The organism is Schlesneria sphaerica, from assembly GCF_044336245.1.
GTDB lineage: Bacteria > Planctomycetota > Planctomycetia > Planctomycetales > Planctomycetaceae > Schlesneria > Schlesneria sphaerica.
Genome location: NZ_CP172346.1, coordinates 32,099 through 46,856 on the forward strand (window position 1 = coordinate 32,099; position 14,758 = coordinate 46,856).

7 protein-coding genes are annotated in these 14,758 nt (G+C 55.1%); 2 read left to right on the plus strand and 5 right to left on the minus strand.

Features of this window, described 5'->3' with window-relative positions; all coding sequences use genetic code 11:
- The first annotated feature begins 22 nt into the window (after positions 1-22).
- Together ACGY09_RS00120 and ACGY09_RS00125 are read left to right on the plus strand one after the other, a co-directional pair.
- Positions 23-1,861 carry a glutamate mutase L gene (locus ACGY09_RS00120; RefSeq protein WP_373652107.1) on the plus strand — a complete coding sequence of 613 codons (1,839 nt, stop codon included), beginning with the start codon at positions 23-25 and terminating at the stop codon, positions 1,859-1,861.
- Between the two features lie 131 nt (positions 1,862-1,992).
- On the plus strand, positions 1,993-2,931 hold the full coding sequence (locus ACGY09_RS00125) for an AAA family ATPase (protein ID WP_373652106.1): 939 nt from the start codon (positions 1,993-1,995) through the stop codon (positions 2,929-2,931).
- A gap of 31 nt (positions 2,932-2,962) precedes the next feature.
- Here ACGY09_RS00125 and ACGY09_RS00130 read toward each other — a convergent pair whose 3' ends face one another.
- The 5 genes from ACGY09_RS00130 to ACGY09_RS00150 all read right to left on the minus strand — a co-directional run bounded on the left by ACGY09_RS00130 (position 2,963) and on the right by ACGY09_RS00150 (position 14,742).
- On the minus strand, positions 2,963-5,215 hold the full coding sequence (locus tag ACGY09_RS00130; RefSeq protein ID WP_397570011.1) for a KUP/HAK/KT family potassium transporter: 2,253 nt from the start codon (positions 5,213-5,215) through the stop codon (positions 2,963-2,965).
- A 709-nt stretch (positions 5,216-5,924) separates the two neighbouring features.
- Positions 5,925-8,927 (minus strand): hypothetical protein, encoded by a 3,003-nt coding sequence (locus ACGY09_RS00135; protein WP_397570012.1) that lies wholly within the window; start codon positions 8,925-8,927, stop codon positions 5,925-5,927.
- Positions 8,928-9,257: 330 nt separating this feature from the next.
- Entirely contained in the window at positions 9,258-10,562 is a 1,305-nt protein-coding gene (locus ACGY09_RS00140) for a Gfo/Idh/MocA family protein (protein ID WP_397570013.1), read from the minus strand.
- Between the two features lie 113 nt (positions 10,563-10,675).
- Positions 10,676-12,766, minus strand: a complete 2,091-nt coding sequence (locus ACGY09_RS00145) for a PDZ domain-containing protein (protein ID WP_397570014.1) — start codon at positions 12,764-12,766, stop codon at positions 10,676-10,678.
- Between the two features lie 506 nt (positions 12,767-13,272).
- Positions 13,273-14,742, minus strand: coding sequence for a DUF1501 domain-containing protein (locus ACGY09_RS00150; protein WP_397570015.1), 1,470 nt, complete (start codon positions 14,740-14,742; stop codon positions 13,273-13,275).
- Between the last annotated feature and the right edge of the window lie 16 nt (positions 14,743-14,758).

The window sequence follows — 14,758 nt, forward strand, 5'->3', positions numbered from 1 at the left end:
GATCTAGAAAATTGGCGGCTGAATGACCTCAACTGATAACGAGCATCTTCCTGCGGCATCTCGGGTCACTGATCCTGCTTCGTTACAGGTGATACTTGCCACTGATTGTGGCAGCACGACGACGAAAGCGATCCTGATTGAAAAGATCGACGGGGTCTACCGTCAGACGTTTCGGGGTGAGGCCCCAACGACGGTGGAAGAGCCGACGGCCGACGTAACATTAGGCGTCATCAATGCTGCCACTGAAGTGGGAGAACTGGCGGGACGCCGGCTGGTGGACGAGCATGGGCAGATTATTCGACCCGCTCGCGGAAATGAAGGTTGTGATATCTATATCTCGACCTCCAGTGCCGGAGGCGGACTGCAGATGCTGGTGGCTGGAGTTGTTCGCGAGATGACTTCTGCAAGTGCCGAACGGGCGGCGCTGGGTGCCGGGGCGATCGTGATGGAGACCTTGTCCTCTAACGACAAACGTCGCCCATTCGAGCAAATTCAGCGAATCCGTGAACTGCGGCCAGACATGATACTGCTGGCGGGGGGGACGGACGGGGGTACAAAATCCCATGTTGTTCAACTCGCGGAACTCATCGCACCGGCGAAACCTCAGCCCCGTTTTGGCGGGCAGTATAAGATGCCCCTCATCTACGCCGGTAATCAGGATGCGGCTCCTCTTGTCAAAGACGTGCTGGGTGACTCAGTCGAGTTATCGGTCGTACCTAATGTGCGACCAGTGCTGGAGCGTGAGGAGTTGGGGCCTGCTCGCGATCGCGTTCATGAGCTGTTCCTGGAACACGTGATGGCTCACGCACCTGGTTACGACAAACTGATTAATTGGGCCGATGCTCCGATTATGCCGACACCCGGGGCCGTCGGCGACATCCTGCAGATGATCGCTGATACACACGGCATCAATGCAGTTGGGGTCGACATTGGTGGTGCCACGACGGATGTCTTCTCGGTTTTCAGTGGGACATTCAACAGAACGGTCAGCGCGAACCTGGGAATGAGCTATTCCATTTCGAATGTTCTGGCGGAAGCGACACTTCCCAGAATATTGCGGTGGATTCCGTTTGAGTGCGACGAGCGTGAACTGAGAAATCGTGTCAAAAACAAGATGATTCGTCCGACGACGATTCCACAAACTCAGGAAGCTCTGATCTTTGAGCAGGCGGTTGCACGGGAAGCCCTGCGGCTGTCTTATTTGCAGCATCAGCAGTTTGCGACGACGCTGAGCGGAGTGCAGCAGCAGCGTTCGATCGGAGACGCATTCGTTCAGCAGCGTGGTCCGCGGTCCATCGTCGATAACATGCGGCTGGATTTGCTTGTCGCCTCGGGAGGTGTGTTGTCCCATGCACCCCGGATGGAGCAAACGGCGATGATGCTGATTGACGCATTCGAACCCGAAGGGATTACTCGACTGGCCAAGGACAGTATCTTCATGATGCCGCACCTCGGGGTGCTGTCGTCAGTTCACTTGAAAGCCGCGCTAGAAGTTTTCGAACGGGACTGCCTTGTGTATCTGGGAACGTGCATTGCGCCGAAGGTGAAGGGAAAACCAGGCAAGCCGGTCTGTAAGTACTCATTTCAAGGGGATGGCCTGTCACGAACAGGGGAACTGCAGTTCGGCGAACTGATCCAGTTGCCTCTGGCAGTGGGACAAATTGCCGAGGTCACTCTTTCACCGATCGCAGATACTGACGTGGGGAATGGGCCTGGCAAGAGTCGCACTGCGACTGTGCATGGAGGCACCGTAGGAGTGATTCTGGATGGGCGGGGGAGGCCTCTGGAATTGCCGATTGACCGGGCGCTCTGCCGGGCCACGGTCGAAAAATGGAACCTGTCTGTGGGAATGTATTCGTGAGATCGTTGGCTTGTGTCGGACGCATGGCAACTTATCAATTTGTGGCCGTGGTGAGTTTGACGAGGCGCCGATGAAGCTGGACACTGTATAGAATAGCACCCGGGCGAATTGTTTGACTTGGAGAGATTTGAGTGGCCGACGAACTGCATTTGATTGCGGCGCTGGAACGAAATATTGCGTCTGCCATTTTGGGCAAACCTGAAGCGATTCACCTTTCGCTCGTTGCCTTGCTGTCGGGAGGACACCTGCTGGTGGAAGACGCCCCCGGCGTCGGAAAAACTTCGTTGGCCAAAGCGATCGCCCGCAGCCTGGCCTGCGATTTCAAACGGCTGCAGTTTACCCCTGATATGCTGCCCAGTGATATCCTCGGTTCTAATGTCTTCCTGCCGAATCGTGGCGAATTCGAGTTCCGGCCGGGCCCCATCTTTACCAATGTGTTGCTGGCCGATGAAATCAATCGAACGACGCCACGAACGCAAAGTGCCCTGCTCGAAGCGATGAGCGAAGGGCAAGTGACAATTGAGGGTAAGACACATACTTTGCCAGATCCATTCTTTGTTCTCGCGACGCAAAACCCCTTCGAGTTCGAAGGGACCTATCCGTTGCCGGAAAATCAGCTTGACCGCTTCATGATCTGCATCGAGATTGGCTACCCTTCTCGCGAGATCGAGAAGAACGTGCTGATCAATCACCGGGAAGGAGAACCGGGTGAAAAACTGGGTTCGGTCATTACGACGGAGCAGCTTCGTCGACTGCAGTCCGCCGCTCGCGCTGTGAAAGTCGAAGATTCCCTGAATGACTACATCCTCGAAATCGTGGATGCAACGAGAAACCACGAGCAACTTCATCTGGGCGTCAGTACGCGAGGGGCGATCACTCTCTATCGGGCTGTCCAGGGACTGGCCCTGATCGAAGGTCGCCAGTACGCCGTCACTGACGACATCAAGAGACTCGTCCTTCCCGTTCTTGCTCATCGAATTGTGGTCAAAGGTATCCTGCACGAAGGCCGGCGGGACCGAGCAAATTCCGTCCTTAAGCAGATTCTCAGCAAGATACCTGTGCCGAATTGAGTCCGTGAAGTACTGCCTCCGGGTGGAACGCTCACGCGGGGGAACCTTCTCCGGTTGCCTCGATTTCCAGTTCTGGTAAAGCGACCTTGGCATCATCTCTGTTGAAGACCACGGGGATAATCTCTTTCGAGATGGCGGCATCGTAAACCAGGCCAAGGTATTTATGTGCGGGCGTTGAGATCCTCAGGATCCAGCGGAATAACCAGAGTCTGAGTTGCTGGAGCAGCCCCAGGTCCTGCCCGGCGATGACGTCTTCTTCACCCACTTCGATGATCCAGCGGTCGGCGGCAATCCTGATCTGCTTCGCGGACTGCAGTTCCCGCAAGGTTTCGCGAACAGACGGCTGTTCCAGATAGCCGAAGGTTGCGACGACAGAGTCGATGTCATGTCCCAGGTGAAAGACTTCATAACGCGACGGGGTCACCTTCGCGTAGGGCTGCGAAATCTGCCTTACGTGCAGGAAAACAATGTAAGAAGGTAAGACGCCATACTTCTTCAGGAAGACGCGCAACACAATCGGCACGTAGTCGTCGATACCTCGAATAGGTCTGGAGCAAAGGAACACTGCGGCACGATCGCTCTCGACAATCTTGCGGCGACCTTGAACCAGTTTTCGGGCATAGGGAAGATTTTCCTGCATCGTAAGTTCGAGGTCATCGAGCATATCTCGCAGAGCGATCAACCAGTCGAGCTTCTTTCCTTCGCGAACTCCAAAGCGGTAGAAGGCCGAACTCAACTGCGACCTGCCCCACTGCCACGTGAGCATGATGGTGGTGAGAGCGATTGCAATCAGAACCGGGAAGTATCCACCGTGAATGATCTTGAGCAGATTGCTGGTAAAGAATGTCAGGTCGACGAGCAGGATGGGTAAGCAAACCAGGATGCTCAGCCAGATTGGCCATCTCCACCGATAGAAGGTTACGTATCCGAAGAAGAGCGTGGTGATGACCATCGTCGCTGTGACGGCAATTCCGTACGCGGCGGCAAGATTTCCAGCACTTCTAAATGACAGCGTCACTGCTACACAACCTGCGAACATCAGCCAGTTGACGGCAGGGAGGTAAACCTGTCCTTCCGCTTCGTGGCTGGTGTACCGGACGTCGCAGCGCGGCATGAATCCGAGTTCAATCGCTTGCTTGGTGATGGAAAAGAGGCCTGTGATTAACGCCTGCGATGCTATGAACGCAGCGATTGCTGACAGAAACAGATCAATCACGAGCATCACATAGTTGGTCGTGTCGTCACCAAATTTGGGCGTCAATGCGTAGAAGCAGTTGCCTCGCGGAGGTACCCCTTCCTGCAGGATATACGCAGCCTGTCCTGCGTAGTTCAGCAGCAGGCAAGGCAACACAAAAACAAGCCAGGAGATCATCACGGGGTATCGCCCGGACAACGCTGGAGGCAGACTTTCGCTGACCGACGAAGGTTCGTGGTTCGTCACTGCGAAGTGGCCGATGTCCACGAACTTCGCTTCTCCTCCCGTGATGGCGAGAACGACGACGCCGAGAAGGACGAACGCTCCGGCGCTGGGGAAGCTCATCAGAAACTGCAGAGCAAACCAGGGATTCACCGCTTCAAAAATGTCTGGTCGTCGAATGATCCATGGGAGCCCTTTCAGTGCGATCCAGGGAAACCAGACGAGAAGCATGAACCAGCCGAAGAAGCCACCGATCTTGCTTGTACCTCGCCACTGCACTTTGAACATCACGAACAGACAACACAGTGTTGCAATGATCGCGGGAGTTTCTCCCAGGGGTTCGAATGCGCCGAGCATGCTGATCGATGGAGTGATGATGCCATCCGATGCCAGCAGACCTGCCGCGGCTACCACGAGATAGCTCAGCACCGTAATTCCTACGACACGACCCGTATATCCCTGCAGCAGGCTCCAGAGAGCGAATGTGCCCCCTTCCCCGCGATCATCGGCTCGCATGACGAGCAGGTCGTATTTGATGGTGACAAACATCAGCGCCCAGAAAACGAGACTCAGTCCTCCCAGGACTTCGTTGCGGTTGAGGAGATCGGCCCCGCCGCCGAGCAACAGGGCGTTCAATTCGTTGTGAGGCAAATGATGGTTTTTCAGTCGTACGGTCTCACGAGTGATTTCCATCGTCGTGTAGAGCACCGAAGTGCCGATGTCGCCGTAGACGGTACCTGTTGCTTCACGGATCCTGACCCACAGGCTTCTCGGACGGGGGCTCTCAGTGGGGAGGGGAGTCGGTTCGGCTGTATGGTCAGATTCGTCGGCAGCACCGTCGGTCGAACTGGTTTCAGTGTGGCTCATTAATTTTTCCAGGACGTATCATCGTGCGATATGCGGCGAAGCAACGAAAAAGTTCGCTGCAGTTGTGTATTGTGTCTTATAATCAGCAACACGGTTGCGGCACTGCGTTCATGGCTGAACAATTGGCCCCACGATTTGTGGTTTCGAATGGCCAGAGAACGTCTCGTTTGAGTCTCGTGGGCGAGCTGATCCCTGGGACCTACTGCCGCAAAAGAGCGGAAGTTGAGCTAATTCAGTCGGGGTTTGAAGATCGCGCGATCCCCATGGTAGACCGTTCACGAAGTGGGCTGAGAGGGCGGTTACGGGATTGGCAATCCTCGGCGGCATCTCGCACCAACTTGAAATGGACATATCGGACTCACAGGAGACTCGGCGACATCCATCTTCACACCCGATTCGAGTGTCGATGCCGCACCTCGGTGACTAAGTCGGACGGGAGAAAGCTCCGACACGAATTGCATCACACAGGGCACCAGGATCATACGCGAAAAAATTGTCCAGCTGAACAGTGCAGGTGCCAAGAATGTGCGGCAACTTAGGTCGAATCCGGATTGGCACTTTCCAGAACCTTCACGCCCTGTCGAGATGATTGTTGTCGCCTCAGGATGAGCAACAGATTCAATGAATCAATTCCTCTGGGAAATGGTGAGCGCTCGCACGAGCGTGACGATCACGAGCATCAACGCCACGGCTCCTAGAGATCAAGCGATCACATTTCACCGGCAGGATTCGAACGTATGGGCAGACGGTATCGTTCCCGGGATTGATATTTGCGAAGGCGTTCTTCCCAGTCGAGTCGCAATGTTTCGTCGGACACTTTGAGCGCAGCCTCCTGATGTTGAATCGCCTGATCGAAATCTCCCAGTTCTGCATAGACAGCAGCGAGGGCGGCGAGTGCGCGTCCGTGTGGCTGCTGCGTGAGTCGCACATTCATTTCGGCGCTCTGTCTCGCTGAATCAAGGTTACGAAGCGAGTCGTCTGGACCGATGGCGAGAATCTCGACATACCGAGAAAGGGCATCCGGGATGTCGCGCGGCTCGCTGAGGACGATTTTGAACTGCTCGGCCGCCGCCTTGTAATCGCGGAGATGATCAAAAAAGACGAGTGCTTTCCAGTAACTGAATCCATTGATCCTGGGCCATTTGGCCAGGGCTTCATCGGCCAATGCAAGGACAGCCTCATCCTTGCCTTGCTCAAAGCGGACACTGCAAAGCCCAAGCAATGCGGCCGCGTCTTCTGAATCATCGGCGTAGCGGTTTTCCCAGTATGCGACTCGTTGTTCGAGTGAGACCTCAGGAAGAGGTGGAGATCCCGTATCCAGTCTGCGAACCTGAAGTTGACTCCACTCCATCGCGCCGTTTGACAACCTTCGGGCACGAGAGCTCAAGGGGCTATTTTCACCGAGGCATAGCCAACCATCGGGAGGTAATTCTTCGGGCAGATTGATTGAGAGTAAGACTTCGTCATCGACGCGGTATTCAGCCACCTTGGGCCAAAGTTTGACTCGGAGATGATGCGACTTTGTTGAGCTGAGTGGAAACATTCCAATTCGGGGGGTAGACCCCACGACGATCTGTGCATAATCGTGCCGAAGCCTTTCTGTCGAGGGGTACGTCGCAAATTTTGAAGGCTTGATCGTGAAGTGCGGTAAGAGCGATGAGTACAAGTCAGTCTCGCTTTTCATCCCCTCCCGGGACCACCCCACACCTGCGTCAGACGGATAGGGCTCTGGCTCCAAAATTTCAAGGCGTCCTTCAAACTCCAGAGGTGGACGGAAACTGGCCAGGGGACGCAGGCTTATCTGGCCCGTCATACTCCACCTTCCGGAAAGCATCACGTGGTTCTCCTCGGTGACAGTATAATTATCACAATAGGGTTCCCATCCGCTGAGCTGTGAATCAATTGTCAGAGGCACCAATTCTCCGGAGGAGAACTGTCGCAACTGCTTGAGGATGGTCTCGGCGTGGCGAAAGTAGTCCGCTGCGGCGGGATTCTGTTGGAATGCGCTGTCTCTCAGTTCTTTGTACTGGCTTTCCAGTTCCGCAATCGATTCGGGTCCATTTGATGCTTCGAAGGGTGTCCGCAGCTTCTCGTCAAAATCCAGAATCGGTTTCAGCAACTCGCCTTGTGCAGCCCTGAGTCTCGCTGTGAGATAACGACCCGGTCGTGACTCTTCCTGCAACAAGGTCCAGTTGATGCCTTCAAGAACCGCAGGAATATAGTCCGCTGCCAGTTCGAAAAGTTTGCAATCTTCCAGCTGCAAGATGATCAAAGCGGAGTAGTTAGTGAATGTGTCTCGAAGGACTTCTTGTGGATGTTCCTTATGACAAGTGTTGCGCGCTGCGACCAGGTGGTGCAGTAGTTTTATTGCTTCCGGGTGTTCCTTGAGAGACCAATCTTCCAATTTCGAAAGATCTGTCAGGACGTTAATGACAAAGAAGGGAACAAATGTCTGGAAGCGATCAGTGTTGACGCAGTTATTCGCAAACAGGAGCATGCTCTCGTAGCGACCACCCCATCGAGGATGTAATGAGTTCAAAAGCGATTCGTATGCGGGGTAGTAGTCGAATCTCGCCTCAATCGACTGGAGAAACCAAAAGTATGGGGTGTCTCCCGGAAGTGTTTTTGACCTGGAGATAGCGACCAGAGACTGTGGGGCATATGGCAATTCAGGATGCAAGTGCCACGCGTACTTCAGGTGGTCTACGGCTTTTCTGTGCAGGACGACAGATTTCGAATCGGGATCGATGCCTGACTCGATGTATTCACCTTGCATCAAGTGAAGTGCTCGGGTGGCGAAGTACTGGCCCGTCAGCAGGTGAACGACGTAGGGATGGATCTTCTTCGATTGAAGAACTCCCCCCAGAAGCATTTCACGCCGTTCCAGGGATGCATTGTCCCACAAATTGATCAGGCGATGGCAAACAGATTCCAGAAACTCCGGATTGGCCGCATCTTCTTCCAACCACTGAACGATCGCTGCTACGGCGTGTTGCCAGCGATTGGTTGAATTGGCGATGTCGGTCGGCTCTGCGGCGTCATGCAGCAGACACCTCGCATAGACCTGCACGGTTTTGAGATAATCTGTCGAAGGAAGCTCACTGACAACCTCGTTCCAGATCCGTTCGGATTCAAGTTTGTCGCCTTTCGCAACCCATTTCACACAAGCATAGTAAGTACGAAGTAACGGGTCGGCGGCTCCAGCATCAATAGCTGCCTGGCCTAACTTCAGTAGATCTTTATAGTCGACATTCTCTTCATGAAATCCGCCAGTGGCGCGTACATACGCCTCTACAAAGACTTCTCCGGCAAGCCGGGCGACATCAGCATCCTTGGTGATTCTGCGATAAGAGTCGAGTTCGCGTAATCGGTATCGCAGATAATCCTTTTTAAAGTCTGCCGTCGTACGCATATTGACCTTCATCGGGACGATGAGATCTGGCCAGACGATCTCCTTTCTGCGTTTTTCGAGGAGGTCATCGACGGCGGGTCTGGCTGCAATTGCATCGGCCAACGGTTGAACGCTCAATGCATCAATCGAGACACCGAATTGAATGCCGTCGACTTCAATCTGGGGTGGCGTGAATTTCAGCCGCTCTTGCTCGAGAGTAATTCGTTGTTCGGCGAATTCGGCTTTTTTCTGGTACCACAACAACCATGCGAGTCCTGCCAGAACCAGGAGTAGTCCACAAACGCGCAAAGTAGTTCGCATGAAGAGTCTGCTCCGGGGAATGGACATGACGCGAGTTTTCATGTCAGCAATGTGAACTGAACCGAGAGAATTCTCGCTCAAATCGGCCGAGGGGGGAACGCGGCCGCGGATGGTCGTCGCTGGTGATCTCTCGAATCGACACACCAGCGGTGTGGCATACTACAGCTTCCGATCGTCGAGAGGGAAATCGGGATTCGCTGCTTCAATGATCGATTGGCGATCGGGCATACAGTTGAGCTGCCTGAGAATGAGACTTGGTACGTACACCGCCGGCGGGTCTAAAAACGAGAAAGACAGTGATTGCCGATACGCGACTCCGGGATCGCTTTCCTACGAAACGATTGGTCTGGAATTTACCAGAAGCGCGTTGGCGTCATTGTCTGATCCAAAGTTCAAGAATTGCGGGTCGAACTTCACTTCATAGCCGACTCGATAGGCGATGTTTCCCAAGTGACAGAGCGTGGCGGCTGCGTGTCCGATTTGCAGGTCGGCTGCAGGGGTTTGACGATTTCTCACGCAGTCGACGAAATTCCTGAGGTGGGCTGATTGCAAGTCAGAAGAATCCGCAGTCACGCTCTCAGCACAGTCGTAGACTTTCCAACCTCCCCGGTCAACAACCAGCGTTCCACGGTCGCCGTGGAAAGAGACACCCGAGCTTCTGCCTTCGATTCCATGTGATGACCAGAGTCGATGTTCCCACAGGATTGATTTCTGTTCGAATGCGTACTGCACAGACAGTGTGTCCGGTGTCTCCTGATCGTCATTGAACCCGTACTTCCCCCCTACGGCAGAAACCCGGTGCGGCAGATCGACATCCAGACCCCAGCGCGCCACATCCAGCATGTGAACTCCCCAATGCGCGAGTTCACCACCGCCGAAATCCCAGCACCAGCGCCAGTTGAAGTGGAACCGGTTTTGATTGAAGGGACGTTCGGGTGCTGGCCCCAACCACTGCGCGTAGTCGACATTCGAAGGTTGCTCGCAGTCCGGTTTGTGACCGATGGATTTTCTACGGTGAACGATCCAGGCTTTGGCCAGCTTGACGTGGCCCAGTCGTCCGCTGCGAAGGAAGTCGATCGCCGACAGGAAGTGAGCACCACTTCGCTGCTGCAGGCCGACTTGCACAACACGATTGAACCGTTGCGCCGCTGCCATCATCTCCGGCCCTTCGGCGATGAAATGCGTCGCGGGGCTTTCTACGTAGACGTCTTTTCCGGCCTGACAGGCGAGTGATGTCATCCTGGCGTGCCAGTGGTCGGGGGTGGCGATCACGACTGCGTCGATGCCGGGATCATCGAGAAGCCGACGAAAATCCCGTTCGATGGCGGGAGCTTTCTGTCCAGCGTCGACAACTGCATGGAGCGCGGGGGCAAACTGGGATTCATCGACGTCGCACAGGCTGCGGATCTCGATGTCCTGCAGGCGAGCTAACTCACCGGCCAGCAGCTTTCCCTGATTTCGAACACCGATCACGCCAACGCGGACTCGGTCCTGGGCAGAAACGCTCGCGACTGCGGCAGAGGCAGTCGCTGTCAGTCCCACCACGCCGACCGCGACACCCGCCGCACGCTGAGCACTTCGACCCAGGAATTCCCGTCGATTTACTGCACTGCGTTGGGGATTGTCGCTACTCATGGGAATTTCAGTCACTTTGTCCGAATCTGGACCGCCGCTGCCTCGCGGGAGCCGTCAAATGCATACCGGTGCAGGCCGACCCGCACCGGGAATTATGCGTTCCCAGTCTCTTACTATATCCGATCCAGTGCGTCGACCCAACGACCAATCTCCTCTACGGCATGTTCTTCGGGATATTTCGCTCCAACGCCCTTTAGCAGGGTAAAAGAGACGGGAAACTTCAATTTTCGCATTCCGTCGACGGAAGCTTTCACCTTGGAAAGGACTTTGTCGTCTTCGCCACAAAGGAAGAAAAACTGCTGACGATAGTCCGGTTCGTTGTCGGATAATCTTCCGAGCAATGGGGCACCCGCGACGACAACGCCGCGAATGAGGTCTCTGTACTTCGTTCCGACCAGCCAGGCCATTCCTGATCCCGAACCAAACGAATGGAGCACAATCCGACTGGGGTCAATCGTATACTTTTCCCGGAAATGGGCGATCAAGGCGCGAATAAACTCTGCTTCACCGGGTTGCCACCCAGCGACCTTTTCTGATTTGGGTGCGATCAGGATCAGGCCTCGACGATCACAGATCGTCTTCCACAACTTGTAAACGGTCGCTTCCATGGGATCTCCCATCGGGTGAACCCAGACGACGAGACCATAAGGGTGGCCCGCTACGTAGTTCTCCGGAACGTAAGCCCAATAATCATGATCGTTACCTTCCAGCGTCGCAGTGAATTTGCCAGTTTTCGGTAGGACTTCCGGCTTCTTTTCGACATTGGCGTCTGGTTTGGCTTCCGATGGATCTGCGGGCTCCGCTTCCGGCGAGGCAGGTCCCAAAATCAATTCGGTGGCGAGCTCATCAACGACGGAATCCGGCAGCGAACCCAGTGTCACATCGACCGACGATTCTGTCCCGCTGCGGGTATACTTCACTTTGACGTGTTCACCGGAGCGATTCCTTCCGATCAGGTCTGCCAGTTGGCGCGCCTGTTGTACATCGACGTCGTTTATCTTCGTAATTCGATCACCGGGTGTTAGTCCCGCTTGATGTGCCGGGCTGTCGGCGAAGACAAAGCGGACGCTGACTCCCGCTTGCGAAGCATCCAGGTTTTCTGCCTGTCGGACTGGCAAAATTCCCAGGAAGGGGACTTCGTAGGGAACAAGCTGACCGACCAGATCAATCTCGATAGGTACCTCGGTTTCCCCTCGAACCACGACCACTTTGACGGTGTCTCCGGCGTATTTTCGTCCCATCAGGTGCTTGAACTGTGCGACTCGATCGGTCTTTTCACCGTCTGCGGCGATGATACGGTCATTCGTTTTCAGCCCCGCCTTCTGGGCCGGTGAGTTGTACCGGACACGATCGACGATGACGGGAACATTCAATGCCTGTCCTCCCGCGAAGGTGATACCCATGAGGCCCGGTAACAGGTCGCTTCCCTGCTTCAGCCGATCAAGGGATTGGTAAACATCTTCGAGGGGAATCGCGAATCCGATTCCCCCGTCGTACCATTCGACACCTGCCGCTTCACCCCCTCCCATCGGCGAGAGTGGTGCGATCACTCCCAGAATCTGCCCCTGAACGTCCACCAATGCACCGCCGTAGTTGACCGGCGAAGTCTTGGCATCGGTCTGAATCGCCTTCCCCCAGACGCGGTTCAGCGCGCTGATGATTCCCACTGAAAGGTTAGGAGAGGAATTGTCCAGGGTTCGGCCCAACGCGAGTGCCCATTGGCCAACTTTCATCTGATTCTTGGGGGCGGCTTTTGCGGGAGTCAGGCCCTCTGCGTCGACCTTCAGCAGCGTCAGTAGTTTTGAACGGTCATTGGCAACCTGTTGGGCAGCGACGCGGCGTCCGTCGGGAAGCGTCACCAGGATAGAACTGGGCTTCGAGACAAAATTGAATGAGCTGGAGATGATGTAACCATCTGCAGAAACGACGACACCTGACGTAGGCCCATTTCCCAGCAGCATATCTTCAAGCTGCTCGAGTCCCCCGACGGTCTCGATCCGGACAATGCTGGGGGCAGCGAGAGCGGCTGCCTGTTTGAATGCAGTCTCTTCCAATGATTCCAGCGATTCCTCCGCAGCGATCAGGTTTGCAGTGATAGCGAAGAATCCCCAGAGGGCGAGCAGCATAAACTTCGGGCCGAGCCGCGAAAAACAGGCAGAATTCCCCCTGCGACACGTGGTGATTGCCAGTAATGATGTGTTCACGTTGACCAATCCTCGGTAAATCGCCACACGAACTGCGTGCGGAATCCATTTCGTGAATGCTGATAGCGCTGCTATGCAAGACGCTGGCGGATTCAGTTCAGACCTTGATGTCTGCAAAGTTCTCCATCGCGGAACCCGATCGGGTCGACTCGATCAAAACGTAGACAGCGTGTTCGACAATATCGTAACGATCTGGTCAAGATTTCGATGCGCCAGACCGGCACCTCCGAGTGGCGTAAAAAGACCGGACGGCGGAAAATTACGGTGGTTGATTGAACGCGGGTTGATTCTGGCTCGTGTCAGCGGACGGGAACGGAAGTTCTGATCGTCGCTCCGGGTGTCCACTCTCTGTGGCATCAGGTCAACCGGTCCAGTCCGTCGGCCCGCTGACAGAATTCGTCCAGAACCCCTTCCCCGGTCTCTTTGACAGTACCCGTTAACAGTCTCCAAACGTTCATATGCTCAAGTTTTTGATCATCAGGACCCGCAAGCAGGCAGACGATATCCTAGCTGAATAAAGATGTAATGGGGCGGCCTTCGGCAAGTCGGTTTGGGCGTCCCGTCAGGTCATGGAGTTCTGTTTCCGGATTCAGGCCAAATCGCCAGTAGATGGTTGCTGCGAGGTCCGCGGGGGTGACGGGATCACTCGCCGGAAATGCACCCAGCGAGTCACTGGCCCCATACACGGTACCTCCTCGTATTCCGCCACCTGCCAGAAGGAGGGAATAGCAGTCGGGCCAGTGGTCTCGGCCTCCGTCCGCGTTGATTTTGGGTGTTCGTCCGAATTCCCCCATCGCAACGACGAGAGTCGTATCCAGTAAACCTCGATCGTCGAGGTCTTCGATCAGGGCACTGAGGCTTTGATCTGCCAGAGGTAATAAATGGGTCTTATGCTGGTTAAAGTTTTTGAAATGAGAGTCCCAATTCTGCCCTTGCTGCCGGAAGTCATAGACATTCACAAAGGGGACTCCTGCTTCGACCATACGGCGGGCGAGCAGCAGGTTCTGACCACGCATTTCCCGGGCGACACCCAGTTCCGCACCATTCCCTCCGCCGCCTCCTTCGCCAACGGTGAGTGGTGCAGGACCGAAACCATAGCGATCGCGCATCTGAGGCGATTCCACCGAGAGATCCAACGCTCGGCGCAGCGTCTCAGATTCCAGCAGTTGATACGCTCTGTCGCAGAACATCTTCCATTGTTCCCCTAAAGCCGTGGACCGACTGGTTGTTCCTGCAAGTTCTAATGTCTCCAGTAGACGTCGCCGGTCGGTGAGCAGCGCTCTCGTGTGACCTTCGGGAAGTGACAGTGCTCCTGCTCGATAGCTGTTTGATTCCACGTCCACTGAGATCTGAAGCGGATCAAACTTTGTCCCGAGGAAGCCCCCTCCCTGACAAGGGGTATCAATGACATTGTGGAAGACAAAGGGAAGTGCGACGTGGGGGATCTGGATGCTCAGGTTTTGTCGAAGGTAGCTCAGTGCCGAACCAAAACAGGGGTAGAACTGACTGATGGGGGCGAACTCTTCACGATCGCCGTTCGGTGAAGGGCGCCCCGTCAAAGCTTCTGTCGATGCCGAATCATGCAGTCTGTTATTGTGGTGCATGCTGCGGATGATGGCGACTTTGTGCATCACGCGCGACATTCGCGGCAGATGTTCACTCACAAACAGGCCAGGGACAGTTGTGGCGATCGGCTGAAACTCGCCCCGAATGTCCGCTGGTGCATGCGGCTTGAGGTCATAAGTGTCGAGATGGCTTGGGCCGCCGTAATAGAACACAATGATGCAGGATTTCAGCGGCTTGACAGATGTTGACGACATCTCGTCCATACTCGTGCCGGCGAGCAACTGTCCCACCTGTGCCTGAATGAGTCCTGCCAGGTTCAGTCCAACGGCACTTCCGCAGAACTGAATTGCATTGCGCCGACTTATCTCGTAGCGGGATCCACGTTGATTCAGGGGCACACTGAATTGCATCGGCGAGACTCACAAT